The sequence below is a fragment of the Streptomyces niveiscabiei genome (genome assembly GCF_033794345.1).
GTDB lineage: Bacteria > Actinomycetota > Actinomycetes > Streptomycetales > Streptomycetaceae > Streptomyces > Streptomyces niveiscabiei.
On record NZ_JARAYJ010000013.1, the window covers coordinates 64474 to 80671 of the forward strand.

The window sequence follows — 16198 nt, forward strand, 5'->3', positions numbered from 1 at the left end:
GCCACCGGAGGCGGTGGCGCGGCTTCACCCCGAGCCGCTCCGGAGCGGTGTCCGGCGCGGCGTACTACCTGGGTCCCCCGCTCCTGCCGTACGCGAGTGGTTCGTGGATGAGGTGGTGCGGGGCGGCGGCAGGATTAGGCGTCCGCCCGACTCGGCGGAACGTATGCGAGAGCACATGTCCGGAACAAGTACCTGATTCACATCTCGCCCCTATTGAGCTCTGCCTGAGGGGTATGGGGTGCTTGATCCTTTGCGACCGCCAAGTGTCAACTCGCCAACAGGGGCAAGGCGGAAGGGTGGTGGGGGAGCGGGCGGGTGGGGGGAGGGTCCGTGACTCAACTCACGGAATGGCAATAACGGCAAAATGGACACAAGGTGGAGATGTATCAAAATGATGTGCGTTATCTACCGATCAGCTGCATAACGGGCGTGATCCGATAGCGCCCGTGCTGTAACCGTGGGGGCTATCGGTGATCGAAACGTGACCGGATACGCTGACTTGAGTGATGGCAGCGACCTATCGACAAACCGTGTAATCGCCAACAGTCGCCAGTGGGCAACAGCAGACAGGAGATCCCTCGTGACCGTCGTCGGGCCGTTCGGGCTGAGCGTGCGGGACCAGGCACTGGAAGCCGATGTCCAGGCAGGACTGGCTGCCGTCGAGGAGGGTCTGCTCGAAGCCACCAAGAGCGAGGTCCCCTTCATCACGGAGGCCGCGCAGCACCTCGTGCGCGCGGGGGGCAAACGTTTCCGGCCACTTCTGGTGATGCTCGCGGCGCAGTTCGGTGATCCGTACGCGCCCGGTGTCGTGCCGTCCGCCGTGGGCGTCGAACTCACGCACCTCGCCACGCTGTACCACGACGACGTCATGGACGAGGCCGAGGTCCGGCGCGGGGTGGCCAGCGCCAACACCCGCTGGGGCAACTCCGTCGCCGTCCTCACGGGCGACTTCCTCTTCGCGCGCGCGTCCCAGATCCTCGCCGACCTCGGCCCCGAGGTCGTCCGCATCCAGGCCGAGGCGTTCGAACGGCTCGTCACCGGCCAGATCCTGGAGACCGCGGGCCCCACGGACGGCCGTGACCCCGTCGACCACTACCTCGACGTCCTCGCCGGCAAGACCGGCTCCCTCGTCGCCGTCTCCTGCCGCTTCGGCGCGATGACCTCCGGCGCGGACGAGACGGTCGTCGACGTCCTCACGCAGTACGGCGAACGCCTCGGCGTCGCCTTCCAGCTCGCCGACGACGTCCTCGACATCGCCTCCGACTCCCACGAGTCCGGCAAGACCCCCGGCACGGACCTCCGCGAGGGCATCCCCACGCTCCCCGTCCTGCGCCTGCGCGAGCGCGCCGCCCGCCTGAACCTCCCCGAGGACATCGCCCTGTGCGAACTCCTCGACTCCGACCTCACGGACGACGCCCGCCACACCGAGGCCCTCACGGCGCTGCGCGCCCACCCGGCCCTCGAACAGGCCCGCCGCGACACGGTCCGCTACGCGGAGGAGGCCCGCGCGGCCCTGGCACCCCTGCCGGAGTGCGACGCGAAGCTGGCGCTGGTGGAGATGTGCGACGCGGTGGTGCACCGGGCGGGCTGAGGCGCCTGCCGTGTCATGCCGCGCCGTCGCCCGCTTCGCGGCGGGCGACGCGGCGGTGCGCCCGACGGCCGGGGGCGGCCGTATGGCGCTGACCTCGTCCCCTGGTACGGCCTCGCGACCCCTAGGGAAGTACGGGGTACCGGCGGGGCGTGTCATACCGCAGGAGTACGCGGAGTTGACTCTGAGGGGTGACGCCGGTGACGGGGGCGGTTTGGTGTCATGGATGCAGACGCAGGACCACTGCTCACCGATTCGGGTGAGAATGGCGGTCGGGGTGGGTTGCCCAGAGATGCCCACCGGCCGCCGCCGACGACGGAGGTAAGGCAGACATGGCACCGAACGCATCCGACGACCCCCGGACCCCGCTCACGGAGGCCGACGCGGACGAGGCGAGGTCCCGCCGCCGCAGGACGGCCGCGCGGTACGTCGTTCCGGTGACGGTCGTGGGCGTGGCCGCCGCCACCATCGGCCTGGTCCCCGCCCTCGCCGACTCCGGCGACCCCGACCTCCCCCAGATCACCGCCCAGCAGCTCCTGGACAAGGTCGCCGCGTCGGACGTCCAGCAGCTCTCCGGCACGGTCAAGATCACCACGGACCTGGGCCTCCCCGACCTCGGCGGCCTGGAGAGCAGCTTCCTCTCCGGCGCCACCGGCTCCTCGGAAGGCTCCTCGGCCGACCCCACCACCAGGCTGACGGAACTGGCCGCCGGCACGCACACGCTGCGCGTCGCGACGGACGGCCCCGAGAAGCAGAAGCTCTCCCTGCTGGAGAACGCGGCGGAGTACAGCCTCATCCACAACGGCAAGGACGTCTGGGGCTACGACAGCAAGTCGAACGAGGTCTACCACTCGACGCTCTCGGAGAAGGCCCGCAAGGAGTCCCAGGCCCCGGCGACCCCGAAGGACCTCACGGAAGAGACCCTGAAGGCGATAGACCCGACGACGTCGGTGAAGGTGGACGGCTCGGTCCACGTCGCGGGCCGCGACGCCTACAAGCTCCTCGTCACGCCCAAGCAGTCCGGCTCGACGGTCGGCGCGATCAGCATCGCGGTGGACGCGAAGACCGGCCTGCCCCTCAAGTTCACGCTCACCCCGAGGAGCGGCGGTGCCGCCGTGATTGACGCCGGCTTTACCCAGGTCAGCTTCGCCAAGCCGGCCGCCTCCACCTTCGACTTCACGGCCCCCAAGGGCGCGAAGGTCACCGAGGGCGACACGATCCACGGCGACGAGGGCAAGGACGCCCCCGGCAAGGGCGGGCCCGCCGAGGGCGCCCTCGGCGAGGACCTCACGGGCCTGGACGTCCTGGGCAAGGGCTGGACGACGATCGCCACGTACGACACCGGCACGAACACGGGCATCCCCTCCTCCTCCGACCTCCCCGACGCCGGTGCCCTCGGCGGCTTCCTCGACTCCTTCGGCGACAAGGTCTCCGGCGACTTCGGCAAGGGCACGGTCTTCTCCACCCGCCTGGTCAACGCCCTGGTCACGGACAACGGCAAGGTCTACGTCGGCGCGGTCACCAAGGACGCCCTGGTGAAGGCGGCCGAGGGCAACTAAGTACGGTTACAGGGACACGACCACCGCGTCGTCGAGGGAACGGGATCGGGGGAGCCATGCCACAGCCGCCCACCACGGAGCCGGCTCCCCGGCCCGCCCCGGCTCCGGAACCGGCGGCCCCCGCGGAGGGCCCGGCTCCCGCCCCCGGCGACGCCGTCATCCACACCCACGCCCTCACCAAGCGCTTCCGGGGCGGCCAACTGGCCGTCGACTCCCTCGACCTGACCGTCCCCCGGGGCAGCGTCTTCGGGTTCCTCGGCCCGAACGGCTCGGGCAAGACGACGACGATCAGGATGCTGATGGGCCTGATCGCCCCGACGTCGGGGACGGCGCGGGTACTGGGCAGGCCCATGCCGGGCGCGGGCCGCGAGGTCCTGCCGGAGGTGGGCGCGCTGATCGAGGGCCCCGCGCTGTACGGCTTCCTGTCGGGCCGCGACAACCTCGTCCGGTACGACGCCGCGGACCCGACGGCCGACCCGCGCACCCGGAGCCACCGGGTCGCGTCGGCGCTGGAGCGGGTCGGGCTGACGGCGGCGGCCGGCAAGAAGGCGCGGGCGTACTCGCTGGGCATGAAGCAGCGCCTGGGCCTCGCGGCGGCGCTCCTCCAGCCCAGGCGCCTCCTGGTGCTGGACGAGCCGACGAACGGCCTCGACCCGCAGGGCATGCGGGAGATCCGCGCGCTGATCAGGGAACTGGCGGCGGACGGCACGACGGTCTTCCTCTCCTCCCACCTCCTGGACGAGATCGAGCAGGTGTGTACGCACGCGGCGGTGATGGCGCGCGGCCGGCTGATCGTCCAGGGCGAGGTGGGCGAGCTGGCGGCGCGCACGCGCGGGCGGCTGGTGGTGACGACGCCGGACCCGGCGGACGCGGCGCGCGTGCTGAAGGAACAGGGCCTCGCGGACGTGACGTCGGAGGGTGAGCGGGTCACCGCCGAGCCGCCGGAGCGCGACCTCGCGGAGGTGAACGCGGCCCTGGTGACCGCGGGCGTCAGGGTGCGCGGCTTCGCCCTGCGGCGGGCCTCGCTGGAGGACGCGTTCGTGGAGCTGACCGGAGAGGGGTTCGATGTCGCGGGTTGAGACGGCACCGGCGGTGCGGGCGCCGAGCCCGCTGTGGACGCTGGGCCTGCTGCGCAGCGAGCTGGCGATCACGCTGCGCCGCTGGCGGACGCTGGCCCTGCTCGGCGTCCTCGCGGCGGTCCCGGTGCTGGTCGGCATCGCCGTACGGATCGAGACGGGCGACGGCTCCCCGGCCGGTGGGTCCGGTCCCGGCGGCGGGGGAGGGGAGGGCGGCCCGGCGTTCATCTCGCAGGTCACCAACAACGGGCTGTTCCTGGTGTTCACGGCGCTGGCGGCGACCCTGCCGTTCTTCCTGCCGATGGCCGTGGGAGTGATCGCCGGGGACGCGATCGCGGGCGAGGCGAACGCGGGGACGCTGCGCTATCTGCTGGTCGCCCCGGCCGGCCGTACCCGGCTGCTGCTCACGAAGTACCTGACGACGATGGCGTTCTGCCTGATCGCGACCCTCGTCGTGGCGCTCTCCGCGCTCGCGGTCGGCGCGCTGCTCTTCCCGCTCGGTGACCTGACGACGATCTCCGGCACGCGCATCACCTTCGGCGAGGGCCTGTGGCGGGCCTTCCTGATCGCCCTGGTGGTCGCCGCGTCCCTGATGGGCGTGGCGGCCCTGGGCCTGTTCATCTCAACCCTGACCAACAGCGGCATCGCCGCGATGGCGACGACGGTGGGCCTCCTGATCACCGTCCAGATCATCGACCAGATCCCCCAGCTCCACGCCGTCCACCCCTACCTCTTCCCCCACTACTGGCTCTCCTTCGCCGACCTCATGCGAGAACCGGTCTACTGGCCGGACCTCCAGAAGAACCTCGCCCTCCAGGCCCTGTACGCAGCAACATTCGGCTCAGCGGCATGGGCCCGCTTCACGGCGAAGGACATCACGGCCTGACGCCTCACCCGCGTACCGGCGACCACCCGCACCGCGCCACCAGCCCCCCTCACCCGACCTCGTCCGGAAACCGTGCCAACGGTGCCTCCTCCGCGAAGAAGTTCTTCGCCCGGGCCATCGCCTCCTCGTCCCTGAGGACGTCCTCCCGATCGGTCCCGTTCCCGAGGAGCACCCCGCCGAAGCGCATCTTCATGAACGCGGCGGTGTGATGGAGGGTCCCGGCGAGAGGGCCGGCGAGGGACGCGCGAGAGGCGTACGCGGTCACCCCCCAGAGCGTGCGCCCGGCCATGCTCCCCCGGAAGTCCACCCCGGGCACCCGCAGCCACCCCGACCAGTGGTCGAGGTACCGCTTCGTGAGCCCGGAGACGGAGTACCAGTACAGCGGCGAGGCGATGACGAGGTCGGTCGCGGCGAGGGTGGCGTCGAGGAGGTACCGCGCGTGGGGATCGGCAGGCGCCGTGTACCCCTCGTCGTGCCGCAGGTCGGCGAAGTCGGGAAGCGGCCGGTCGACGAGCCGGACCCACTCCTGCTCGACCCCGTCGGGCAACTGCTCGGCGGCCCGGCGCGCGAGGAGCTCGGTGTTGCCGCCCTGACGACTGCTGCCGAGCAGGAACAGGAAGCGACGGTTCGTCATGGCGTCCCCCGGAGATCAGGTGAGGAGTGATTATATGCACGCGCAAGGATCACGGTAGATCATCGGACCGGAACCCCACCCCGCGCGCCCCACTCCCGCACACCGCCCTCACGCCGGCTTCCAGGACAGCAGGGAGGCCACAGCGAGCAGCACTCCTTCCTCCCCCCGCCGCCCCACGATCTGCAACCCCACCGGACACCCGTCCGCCCCCACCCCCGCGGGCACACTCACAGCCGGATGCCCACTGAGATTGAACGCCCAGGTCAGAGCGGTGGAGTACCGCTCACCAGGCCCTTCATGCCCATGAGCCGCGTTCGGGGTCACCGGCGTCAGCACCAGATCCGCCCCCCGGAACACCTCGTCCAGCCGCCGGTCATTGACCTCCCGCACCCCCCTCCCCGCCCCACCACCCGCCCCCCGAACCGCCAGCCACGCCTCCGCCGGATCCTCCAGCACCACCGACCCGCCGACGAGCCGCACACCCCCCGCCTCCACCAACCGCCCCACGGCCGCCCGAGCCACAGCCACAGGCTCCGCATCGCACTCGGCGTACCCCAGATCCGCGGACCAAACGGCATCCACCCCCCGCTCCACCACCGGTACGGCCTCCCCGGACAACACCCCCCAGCACGCCGCCGCGTCCCCCGGCTCCCGCGCGAAGAACCCCGGCGCGGCGAGCCCCGTACGATCCGGACTGGCCAGCCGCCCGTTCCCCGCCTTCATCCCGAACACCCCGCACCAGGCCGCGGGAATCCGCACCGACCCCGCCCCGTCGCTCCCGGTAGCCAGCGGTACCACCCCCGAAGCCACGGCGACGGCGGACCCGGCGGACGACCCCCCGGGCGTCCGGTCGTACCGCCAGGGGTTGACGGTACGACCGTGCCGCCCGACCCCCCAGGTCTGCCAGGGCGTCCCCGCCCCGGGCACGGCGGTACGCCCCACGGGAACGCACCCGGCGTCGAGGAGAGCCCCCCACTCCGACCGACCCCCCTTGACGGCGATCGGCACCCCGGCCAGCGGCAGCCGCTCCCCGCCCCGGACCCGGGCATCCACGGCGCGGGCCCACACGCCCGCCTCGGCCCCCCACACCTCCCGGAACATGCACAGCACCGGATCGATCCGCTCCAGCCGCTCCAGGGCCCCTTCCAGCACCTCCACGGCGCTCACCGCCCCCGACCGGACGGCGGCGGAGATCGCGACGGCGCTCTCCGGCGGCGACACGCTCACGAGCCCCCGAGATCGAGCAGCAGCGCCATGACCCCCACGAGCGTGGCCCCGCTGACGATCTCCCGCCGCCGGATCATCCCGGCGAGCGAGCCGAGCGGCACCCACTCCACCCGGTCGGACTCGTTGCGCTCGGTAGGGGCCCCGACCTGCCGTGCGTCGTCCGTACGGAACACATGATGCCGCGTGTCACTGACACCGGCCGCGGGCTCCGAGTAGATCAACTCCCGTACGCTGCCCGGCCGCCACCCCGTCTCCTCCTCCAGCTCCCGCGCGCCCGCGCGTGCGGGCGACTCCCCGTCCTCGACGAGCCCCATCGGCAGCTCCCACCCCCACGCGTCCGTGAGGAACCGGTGCCGCCACATCATCAGCACGCGCGCGTCGTCGACCGCCGCGAGCACGGCGAGGTCGCGCAGCCGCACCGCGTGGTACTCCGTACGGGTGCCGTCGGGCCGTTCGACGTCCAGCGCGCGCAGGCGTACCCACGGCGTGTCGTACAGCGGTCGTTCGCCGTGCACGGTCCAGCGCATGAGACCCCCCCGGGACGCGTCGTACGGTTCATCCTCGGTGAACCCGCCTTGTGGATCAACGGTGTTGTGTACGGCGCCGGATTCCGGCCAGGTATCTGGAACGAGGCTGTGACGTCCCGGTGACGCGAACACCGGGGCCGAGCGGCCATACTCGCCGGTAAGCGTGTTTATCGGATCGTGACGCGCGGAACGCCGGTTCCCCGGCAGAACCGAGTGAGGAACACATGTCTCGACCCAGCCGAGAGCCCCAGTCCGGGCCCGCCGTGATGGCGCCCGCGCCGATCGACGTCCGGGTCGCGACGGCCGCCGGCCGGGACACCGCGTCCGTCGGCGGGGTCCCGGTCACCGCCCCGGAGGGCGAGGAGATCAAGCACGCGGTCCTCGCCCACCTGCGCCGCATCGCCGTGGCCACGGGGCACCCGGTCCTGGCCACGATCCACGACGAACGCAGCGGCTACGACGTCCCCATCCAGGTCGCCCCGGACGGCTCCAGCACCCTCATGGCGGAACCGACACCGCTCACGGCACCGCACGCGCACGCCGCCGAGGCGCCCCCCGCGACAAGCGCCCCCGAGCCGCAGGACGACGGGTACGCGGACGAGGCACCCTCCGCCGCCCAGCCCCCCGCGCCGACGGACGACGCGTACGCCGCCCTCGCGCCGGGCACCGTCACCGCACCGACCGGAGTCTTCGGCCCGCCCCCGGCGATGGACCACCTCGAACCCCAGGGGCACCCGGGGACCGAGGGGCACCCGGCGTCCGAGGAGCACGTGGCGTCGGACGAGCGCCCCGCCTTCCCGGGAACTCCCGGACCTCAGACGTGGCCCGAACCCGAAGCCCCGCCGGAGCCCTCGTACGACACCCCCGAACCCCCCGCCCCGTCGTCCCCCCTGCTCGACACCCGCCCCCAGCCCGTCCCCCTCGACACCCCTCCGTCCCGCCCCACCCGCGCCCCCCTCCTCGACCCGGCGACCACCACCCCGGAGCCCTCCGCGAAGCACACGCCCGCGCGCGGGTTCGACGCGGTGGCCGAAGCCGTCCTGGGGGACGACCCCCGGGAGGCCGACGGCGTGGAACCGGGACCGCTCGCCGGACCGGTGGCCCGGATCAACGAGGCCGTCCGCGCGGGCCGCATCGACACGGCGGCGGGACTGGCGGAACAGACGGTGACCGACGCGTCGGCGGCGCTCGGCGCGGACCACCCCGAGGTACTGCGCCTGCGCGAACTCGCCGCGTACATCGCGTACTTGGCCGGCGACCCGGTCCGCGCCTTCCACGTCTCCCTCGACGTCGCGCGCGCCCACCGCCACGCCGGCGACGCCGAGGCCGCGTACGGCAACGTACAGAGCGCCGCGACGGCCTGGCGCGCCGTGCGGGAGCCCGTCCAGGGCCTGAACCTCGGCAACGAACTCCTCGGCCTGTGGACCACCCTCGCCACGGAGGGCGGCCCGGCGGCCGAGGACCCGACGGCCCTGGACTCCGCGAGGTCCCGCATGCTGCGGCTCGCGGAACGGGCGGCGGCGGTACGGTGACGACGTCGCGACGGGTCCGTTTCGTCGTAACGGGTACGTCGCGACGGAACGGTATCGTCGCGACGTACCCGTTACGACGTGACGTCGCTACAGCCCCGCCCGGCGTATCACGACGACAGCGTCCACACCGCGTACGCCGCCGCGTCCGAGTTCCGGTCCAGTGCCGTGTCGTTGATGTTGGCGGTCGTGTCGCACGACGAGTGGTAGCACCGGTCGAACGCCTGCCCCGACGTACCGCCCCACTTGGTCGCCTGCGCGGCGGTCTTCGTGCGGCTCGCGCCCGTGAAGAGGCCGCCGACGGGGACGCCCGCGCTCTTGAAGGGCGCGTGGTCGGAGCGCCCGTCGCCCTCGGTCTCGATCTCGGTGGGGACGCCGATCCCCGCGAAGTAGTCCTTGAAGGTCTTCTCGATCGTGGGGTCGTCGTCGTAGACGAAGTACCCGGGGTTGGGGGAGCCGATCATGTCGAAGTTGAGGTAGCCGCTGATCTTGGCGCGGTTCGCGGCGGAGAGGTTGTTGACGTAGTACCGGGAGCCGACGAGGCCGAGTTCCTCGGCGCCCCACCAGGCGAATCTCAGGTGCTTGGTGGGCTGGTAGTTCGCGCGGGACACGGCGAGGGCGATCTCCAGGACGGCGGAGGAGCCGGAGCCGTTGTCGTTGATGCCGGCGCCGGAGGACACGCTGTCCAAGTGTGACCCGGCCATGACAACCTGATTCGCGTCTCCGCCGGGCCAGTCGGCTATCAGGTTGTAGCCGGTCCTGCCGGAGGAGGTGAACTGCTGGACGGTGGTGGTGAATCCGGCCGCGTCCAGCTTGCCCTTCACATAGTTGACCGAGGCGAGGTAGCCGGCCCGGCCGTGCGCGCGGTTGCCGCCGTTGGCCGTCGCGATCGACTGCAACTGGCTGAGGTGCGCCTTCACGCCGGCCACGGGGATGTCGGGCGCGGCGGCCAATGACCCGGCGCCGGATGCCGCACCGGCGGCCGACCCGGTGACACCGGTCGCGAACAAGGTGACACCAGCGACGACGGCGGCGGCCGACGCCCGCGCGGAGACTGAGAGCTTCATGGTGGGGGGCTCCGGAATCCAGTCCTGGCGGCGCTCCCGTGCGGGGTTTCCGCAGGGAGACCACGGTTGATGAGGTGAGTGGATGGTGAAGCCGAGGTCAACACGGAGTCAAGAGGGCCTTCGGAAAGGGGAGTTGGGGCAACAAGGGCGGAACCCGCCACAACGCACCCACCCGGTACGGCCCCGTACCCGACGGCCCCCTGACGATCGCCGCCACCGACGGCGTACACCCCCGCGCCCAGGGCCTCGCCAGTGGCCTCCTGCACACCTCGACCCAGTTCGGCTCGGCGCTCGGCATCTCCGCGGTGACCGCGGTCTACGGCTTGGCGACGGGCGGCATCGGCTCGGCGTCCCCCTCGGGTACCACCCCCGAGGCCACGCTCTCCGCCTTCCGCGCGGCGCTCACCGTCCCCGTCGCGATGGCCGCGCTCGGCACGCTGATCTCGCTCCTCGCCCTGCGCGCCGTACGCCACGCGTCCCCCGTGAGGAGGACGAGGGCCAGCCACACCAGCCCGAAGCCCGCCCACCGCTCGGGCGGCATCTCCTCACCGAAGTAGACGACCCCGAGCAGGAACTGGAACACCGGCGCGAGGTACTGGAGCAGCCCCAGCGTGGACAGCGGCACCCGGATCGCCGCCGCACCGAAGCAGACGAGGGGTACGGCGGTGACGATGCCGGTCGAGGCGAGCAGCGCGGCGTGCCCGGCACCGTCGCTCGTGAACGTCGCCTCGCCCCGCGCGCTCAGCCACAGCAGGTACCCGAGCGCGGGCAGAAACTGCACGGCGGTCTCGGCGGCCAGCGACTCGACGCCGCCGAGGTTGACCTTCTTCTTGACCAGCCCGTACGTCGCGAAGGAGAACGCGAGGACCAGCGAGATCCACGGCAGCCGCCCGTACCCGACGGTCAGGACGACGACGGCGGCGAACCCGACGCCCACCGCCACCCACTGCGCGGGCCGCATCCGCTCCTTCAGCAGCAGGACGCCCATCGCGATGGTGACGAGCGGGTTGATGAAGTACCCGAGGGACGCCTCGACGACGTGCCCGGCGTTGACCGCCCAGATGTACACGCCCCAGTTGACGGTGATCACCGACGCGGCGACCACGACCAGCGCGAGCCGCTTCGGCTGCCGGACCAGCTCCTTCGCCCATGCCCAGCGCCGTACGACGAGCAGCGCGCCGGCGACCACGGCGAGCGACCACACCATCCGGTGGGCCAGGATCTCCACCGACCCGGCGGGTTTCAGCAGTGGCCAGTACAGCGGGACGAGCCCCCACATCCCGTAGGCGGCGAACCCGTTCACCATCCCTATTCGCTGCTCGCCCTTGGACATCCCGGCCACGACACCTCCCGCTTCGCCCCACCGGCCCGCACCGCACGGACGCCGGGACGAAGGTAACGGGGGAGGGGCGGGGAAGTCATGCGTGTATCGGGATACGGTCATGACGGGGCTCCGGGTACTACCCGGGTACGACCACGGGGTGCACGCGCGACGCCCATCCGCGTCACCCGTACACCCCGTCGTACCTGCGAGGTAATACCGCCGGGGTAATACCTCCGAGGGACCCCCGGCGCCCCCGGCGGTCAGCCCCGCGCTCAGCCCTTCAGCGCCGCCGTGATCGCCTCGGCGAGCGGCGTCGCCGGACGCCCGATCAGCCGGGACAGGTCGCCGGACGTGATCTCCAGCTCGCCCTTCTCGATGGACGCGTCGACCCCGGCGAAGATCTGCGCGAGCGGCTCCGGCAGCCCGGCGCCGACGAGGATGCCGGTGAGCACCTCGGTCGTGACCGCGTTGTAGGCGATCTCCTTGCCGGTCTGCGCGCTCAGCTCGGCGGCGTACTCGGCGAAGCTCCACGCGGCGTCGCTGCCCAGCTCGTACGTCTGGTTCTCATGCCCCTCGCCGGTCAGCACGGCGACGGCCGCAGCCGCGTAGTCCGCGCGGGAGGCGGAGGAGACGCGCCCCGAGCCCGCCGCCGCGACGACCGCGCTGTGCTCCAGGACGGGGGCCAGGTTCTCGGTGTAGTTCTCGTGGTACCAGCCGTTGCGCAGCAGCGTGTACGTCACCCCGGAGGCGAGCAGCGCCTTCTCGGTGGCGCGGTGGTCGTCCGCGAGCGCGGCCGTCAGGGAGCCCGGCGCGCTGGTGTACGCCAGCAGGGCCACGCCGGCGGCCTTCGCGGCGTCGATGACGACCTGGTGCTGGCCGGGCCGGTCGTTGCCGACCTCGCTGCCCGAGATCAGCAGGACCTTGTCGCCGGCGGCGAGGACGCCGTCGAAGGTCTCGGGGGCGTTGTAGTCGGCGACGGCGAGCTTGACGCCGCGCGCGGCGAGGTCCGCGGCCTTGGCCTCGTCGCGCACGACGGCCGTGATCCGCTCCGCGGGAACCTTCTCCAGCAACTGCTCCACGACGTGGCGGCCGAGGTGTCCGGTGGCTCCGGTGACGACGATGCTCATGGTTCACAACTCCTTGTGGGGTGCTCTGCGCACTAACCCTAGGGGTAGCGCTAACCAGAGGAAAGTACCCACTTTGAGGTAAGCTACCGGCATGTCGGTAACCAAGGAGACCAGCGCCCCGCGCTTCACGGACCTCGTACGGGCCCACCAGGAGGCCGACAGCGCGATATGCCCCCAGCGCCTGGTGCTGGAGCACGTCACGAGCCGCTGGGGCGTCCTCGTCCTGCTCAACCTCCTGGACCGCCCCTACCGCTTCAGCGAACTGCGCCGCGCGATCGGCAAGGTCAGCGAGAAGATGCTCACCCAGACGCTCCAGACCCTGGAGCGCGACGGCCTCGTCCACCGCGAGGCCCACCCGGTCATCCCGCCCCGCGTCGACTACTCCCTGACCCCTCTCGGCCGCGAGGCCGCCGAACGCGTCCGCGAGGTCGCCCAGTGGACCCAGACCCGCCTGGACCAGGTCATGGCGGCCCGCGCGGAGTACGACGCGCGCCGCGAGGAGCGGGCGGCGGGGTGAGCGGGCGGCGGGTGAGCGGATGGCGGGTGAGCGGGCGGCGGGTGAGCCCCGAAGCCTCGGAACCCACCCGCCGCGGCGGACGTCAGCCCACCACCGTCCACGTGTCCCCGCCCGCCAGCAGCGCCGCGAGGTCGCCCTTCCCGCGCTGCTCGACGGCCGTGTCCAGCTGATCGGCCATCAGGCTGTCGTACACGGGCCGCCGCACGGAACGCAGCACCCCGATCGGCGTGTGGTGCAGCGTCTGCGGGTCGGCGAGCCGGGACAGCGCGAACGCCGTCGTCGGGGACTCGGCGTGCGCGTCGTGCACGAGGAGGTCCGCCTCGTTCTCCGGAGTGACGTCGACGACCTGTAGCTCTCCGGTACGACGGTCCCGTACGACCCCCCGCGTGCCGTCCGCGCCGAAGCGCACCTGCTGCCCGTGTTCGAGCCGGATGACCGCCTCCTGGGCCGCCTCCCGGTCCTTGAACGACTCGAACGCCCCGTCGTTGAAGATGTTGCAGTTCTGGTAGATCTCGATCAGCGCGGTCCCCGGATGCGCGGCGGCCTGCCGCAGCACCTCCGTCAGGTGCTTGCGGTCGGAGTCGATGGTCCGCGCCACGAACGACGCCTCCGCGCCGAGCGCCAGCGACACCGGGTTGAAGGGCGCGTCCAGCGAGCCCATCGGCGTCGACTTCGTGATCTTCCCTACCTCCGAGGTAGGGGAGTACTGCCCCTTCGTCAGCCCGTAGATCCGGTTGTTGAACAGCAGGATCTTCAGGTTGACGTTGCGCCGCAGCGCGTGGATGAGGTGGTTGCCGCCGATCGAGAGCGCGTCCCCGTCACCGGTCACCACCCACACGCTCAGGTCCCGCCGCGACGACGCGAGCCCCGTCGCGATGGCGGGCGCGCGCCCGTGGATGGAGTGCATCCCGTAGGTGTTCATGTAGTACGGGAACCGCGACGAGCAGCCGATCCCCGACACGAAGACGATGTTCTCCTTCGCCAGCCCCAGCTCGGGCATGAAGCCCTGCACGGCCGCCAGGATCGCGTAGTCCCCGCAGCCCGGGCACCAGCGCACCTCCTGGTCCGACTTGAAGTCCTTCATGGCCTGTTTCGCCTCGGCCCTCGGGACCAGCTGGAGCAGCGGGTTCGCCTCGGACACCTGCGTCGGCTCAGCCATCGATGGCCTCCTTGAGCGCCGTGGCGAGCTGCTCCGCCTTGAACGGCATGCCGTTGACCTGGTTGTAGGAGTGGGCGTCGACCAGGTACCTCGCCCGTACGAGCGTGGCGAGCTGACCGAGGTTCATCTCGGGGATCACCACCTTGTCGTACCTCTTGAGTACGACACCGAGGTTCTTCGGGAAGGGGTTCAGATGCCGCAGGTGCGCCTGCGCGATGGCCTCCCCGGCCGTCCTGAGCCGGCGTACGGCGGCCGTGATCGGGCCGTACGTCGACCCCCAGCCGAGCACCAGCGTGTGCGCGCCGTCCGGGTCGTCGACCTCGATGTCCGGGACGTCGATGCCGTCGACCTTGGCCTGCCGGGTGCGGACCATGAAGTCGTGGTTGGCCGGGTCGTAGGAGATGTTGCCCGTGCCGTCCTGCTTCTCGATGCCGCCGATGCGGTGTTCGAGGCCGGGCGTGCCGGGGACGGCCCACGGGCGCGCGAGGGTGTGCGGGTCGCGCTTGTACGGCCAGAACACCTCCGTGCCGTCCGCGAGCGTGTGGTTGGGGCCCTGCGCGAACCGCACGGCCAGGTCGGGCAGTTCGTCGACCTCGGGGACCCGCCAGGGCTCGGAGCCGTTGGCCAGGTAGCCGTCCGACAGGAGCATCACCGGCGTGCGGTACGCCAGCGCGATACGGGCCGCCTCCAGCGCCGCGTCGAAGCAGTCCGCGGGCGTGCGCGGGGCGACGATCGGCACCGGCGCCTCGCCGTTGCGGCCGTACATCGCCTGGAGCAGGTCGGCCTGCTCGGTCTTGGTCGGCAGGCCGGTCGAGGGGCCGCCGCGCTGGATGTCGACGATCAGCAGCGGCAGTTCGAGCGACACGGCGAGGCCGATCGTCTCACTCTTGAGAGCTACGCCGGGCCCCGACGTCGTCGTCACCGCGAGGGAGCCCCCGAAGGCCGCCCCCAGCGCCGCGCCGATGCCGGCGATCTCGTCCTCCGCCTGGAACGAGCGCACACCGAAGTTCTTGTGCCGCGACAGCTCGTGCAGGATGTCCGAGGCCGGGGTGATCGGGTACGAGCCGAGGAACAGCGGCAGGTCCGCCTGGCGGGAGGCCGCGATCAGCCCGTACGCGAGCGCGAGGTTGCCGGAGATGTTGCGGTAGACGCCCGGCGGGAACGCGGTGGTGGCCGGCGCGATCTCGTAGGAGACCGCGAAGTCCTCCGTCGTCTCGCCGAAGTTCCAGCCCGCGCGGAAGGCCGTCAGGTTCGCCTCGGCGATCTCCGGCTTCTTCGCGAACTTCGCCTTCAGGAACCGCTCCGTGCCCTCCGTGGGCCGGTGGTACATCCATGACAAGAGGCCGAGCGCGAACATGTTCTTGCTGCGCTCGGCCTCTTTGCGGGTGAGGTCGAAATCCTTGAGGGCCTCGACCGTCAACGTCGTCAGCGGCACCGGATGGAGGTGGTAGCCGTCCAGCGAGCCGTCCTCCAGGGGACTCGCGTCGTACCCCACCTTCTGCATCGCCCGTTTGGTGAACTCGTCCGTGTTGACGATGATCTCCGCGCCGCGCGGCAGGTCGCCCACGTTCGCCTTCAGCGCCGCCGGGTTCATCGCCACCAGCACATTGGGCGCATCACCCGGCGTCAGGATGTCGTGGTCCGCGAAGTGCAGCTGGAAGCTCGACACCCCGGGCAGCGTCCCTGCGGGGGCCCTGATCTCGGCCGGGAAGTTCGGCAGCGTGGACAGATCGTTCCCGAACGACGCCGTCTCCGAGGTGAACCGGTCACCCGTGAGCTGCATCCCGTCGCCCGAGTCCCCCGCGAACCTGATGATCACCCGGTCGACACGGCGTACGTCCTTCGCCGTCCCGCCCGGTTTGCGCTGCTCTCCCACGACGGCTTCGTCGGCCTGCTCCGCCGGGCTGCTGACCTGACTGGTCACTGAACTGGACCTCCTTCGAGGCGGCTGTCCGGGAGCTGCCTTCCCGCAGGCCCT

General features: G+C 71.6%; 14 protein-coding genes. 6 read left to right on the plus strand and 8 right to left on the minus strand.

All coding sequences use genetic code 11. The features are described from left to right. Positions 1-580: 580 nt before the first annotated feature. From PV682_RS19755 to PV682_RS19770, 4 genes are all read left to right on the plus strand, one after another. Positions 581-1591 carry a polyprenyl synthetase family protein gene (locus PV682_RS19755; protein WP_055722976.1) on the plus strand — a complete coding sequence of 337 codons (1011 nt, stop codon included), beginning with the start codon at positions 581-583 and terminating at the stop codon, positions 1589-1591. A 329-nt stretch (positions 1592-1920) separates the two neighbouring features. Beyond that, the gene (locus PV682_RS19760) at positions 1921-3147 is read left to right on the plus strand and encodes a LolA family protein (RefSeq protein WP_319731606.1); all 1227 of its coding nucleotides are present in this window, start codon (positions 1921-1923) and stop codon (positions 3145-3147) included. A gap of 56 nt (positions 3148-3203) precedes the next feature. Beyond that, positions 3204-4226: an ABC transporter ATP-binding protein gene (locus PV682_RS19765; RefSeq protein WP_319731608.1), complete on the plus strand. Its 1023-nt coding sequence runs from the start codon at positions 3204-3206 to the stop codon at positions 4224-4226. Then, on the plus strand, positions 4213-5109 hold the full coding sequence (locus tag PV682_RS19770; protein ID WP_319731610.1) for an ABC transporter permease: 897 nt from the start codon (positions 4213-4215) through the stop codon (positions 5107-5109). Before PV682_RS19765 ends, PV682_RS19770 begins: the two co-directional genes overlap by 14 nt. Positions 5110-5158: 49 nt before the next feature. On the opposite strand, the gene PV682_RS19775 is transcribed toward PV682_RS19770, so the two are convergent. From PV682_RS19775 to PV682_RS19785, 3 genes are all read right to left on the minus strand, one after another. After that, positions 5159-5743: a flavodoxin family protein gene (locus tag PV682_RS19775; RefSeq protein WP_319731611.1), complete on the minus strand. Its 585-nt coding sequence runs from the start codon at positions 5741-5743 to the stop codon at positions 5159-5161. Positions 5744-5851: 108 nt separating this feature from the next. Then, entirely contained in the window at positions 5852-6970 is a 1119-nt protein-coding gene (locus PV682_RS19780) for an amidase (protein WP_319731613.1), read from the minus strand. After that, positions 6967-7497 carry an NUDIX hydrolase gene (locus PV682_RS19785; RefSeq protein WP_319731615.1) on the minus strand — a complete coding sequence of 177 codons (531 nt, stop codon included), beginning with the start codon at positions 7495-7497 and terminating at the stop codon, positions 6967-6969. Before PV682_RS19785 ends, PV682_RS19780 begins: the two co-directional genes overlap by 4 nt. 224 nt (positions 7498-7721) lie before the next feature. Between PV682_RS19785 and PV682_RS19790 the strand changes: the two genes are divergently transcribed. Continuing rightward, on the plus strand, positions 7722-9029 hold the full coding sequence (locus PV682_RS19790; protein WP_319731617.1) for a tetratricopeptide repeat protein: 1308 nt from the start codon (positions 7722-7724) through the stop codon (positions 9027-9029). 107 nt (positions 9030-9136) lie between these two features. On the opposite strand, the gene PV682_RS19795 is transcribed toward PV682_RS19790, so the two are convergent. The 3 genes from PV682_RS19795 to PV682_RS19805 all read right to left on the minus strand — a co-directional run bounded on the left by PV682_RS19795 (position 9137) and on the right by PV682_RS19805 (position 12544). Beyond that, entirely contained in the window at positions 9137-10093 is a 957-nt protein-coding gene (locus PV682_RS19795) for a M28 family metallopeptidase (RefSeq protein WP_319731619.1), read from the minus strand. Positions 10094-10409: 316 nt separating this feature from the next. Continuing rightward, positions 10410-11435: an EamA family transporter RarD gene (rarD, locus tag PV682_RS19800; protein ID WP_319731621.1), complete on the minus strand. Its 1026-nt coding sequence runs from the start codon at positions 11433-11435 to the stop codon at positions 10410-10412. A gap of 254 nt (positions 11436-11689) precedes the next feature. Beyond that, on the minus strand, positions 11690-12544 hold the full coding sequence (locus PV682_RS19805; RefSeq protein ID WP_319731623.1) for an SDR family oxidoreductase: 855 nt from the start codon (positions 12542-12544) through the stop codon (positions 11690-11692). 91 nt (positions 12545-12635) lie between these two features. Between PV682_RS19805 and PV682_RS19810 the strand changes: the two genes are divergently transcribed. Beyond that, entirely contained in the window at positions 12636-13061 is a 426-nt protein-coding gene (locus PV682_RS19810; protein WP_319731625.1) for a winged helix-turn-helix transcriptional regulator, read from the plus strand. A gap of 82 nt (positions 13062-13143) precedes the next feature. Here PV682_RS19810 and PV682_RS19815 read toward each other — a convergent pair whose 3' ends face one another. Both PV682_RS19815 and PV682_RS19820 read right to left on the minus strand, forming a co-directional pair. Next, positions 13144-14220, minus strand: coding sequence for a 2-oxoacid:ferredoxin oxidoreductase subunit beta (locus tag PV682_RS19815; RefSeq protein ID WP_240001060.1), 1077 nt, complete (start codon positions 14218-14220; stop codon positions 13144-13146). After that, a complete protein-coding gene (locus PV682_RS19820; RefSeq protein ID WP_319731628.1) occupies positions 14213-16144 on the minus strand; it encodes a 2-oxoacid:acceptor oxidoreductase subunit alpha in 1932 nt (643 codons plus the stop codon). Before PV682_RS19820 ends, PV682_RS19815 begins: the two co-directional genes overlap by 8 nt. Positions 16145-16198: the final 54 nt, after the last annotated feature.

Coding starts and splice junctions, on each gene's coding strand:
- PV682_RS19760 (WP_319731606.1), top strand. CDS start 1,921: ATGGCACCGAACGCATCCGACGACCCCCGGACCCCGCTCACGGAGGCC.
- PV682_RS19765 (WP_319731608.1), top strand. CDS start 3,204: ATGCCACAGCCGCCCACCACGGAGCCGGCTCCCCGGCCCGCCCCGGCT.
- PV682_RS19770 (WP_319731610.1), top strand. CDS start 4,213: ATGTCGCGGGTTGAGACGGCACCGGCGGTGCGGGCGCCGAGCCCGCTG.
- PV682_RS19775 (WP_319731611.1), bottom strand. CDS start 5,743: ATGACGAACCGTCGCTTCCTGTTCCTGCTCGGCAGCAGTCGTCAGGGC.
- PV682_RS19785 (WP_319731615.1), bottom strand. CDS start 7,497: ATGCGCTGGACCGTGCACGGCGAACGACCGCTGTACGACACGCCGTGG.
- PV682_RS19790 (WP_319731617.1), top strand. CDS start 7,722: ATGTCTCGACCCAGCCGAGAGCCCCAGTCCGGGCCCGCCGTGATGGCG.
- PV682_RS19795 (WP_319731619.1), bottom strand. CDS start 10,093: ATGAAGCTCTCAGTCTCCGCGCGGGCGTCGGCCGCCGCCGTCGTCGCT.
- PV682_RS19805 (WP_319731623.1), bottom strand. CDS start 12,544: ATGAGCATCGTCGTCACCGGAGCCACCGGACACCTCGGCCGCCACGTC.
- PV682_RS19810 (WP_319731625.1), top strand. CDS start 12,636: ATGTCGGTAACCAAGGAGACCAGCGCCCCGCGCTTCACGGACCTCGTA.
- PV682_RS19815 (WP_240001060.1), bottom strand. CDS start 14,220: ATGGCTGAGCCGACGCAGGTGTCCGAGGCGAACCCGCTGCTCCAGCTG.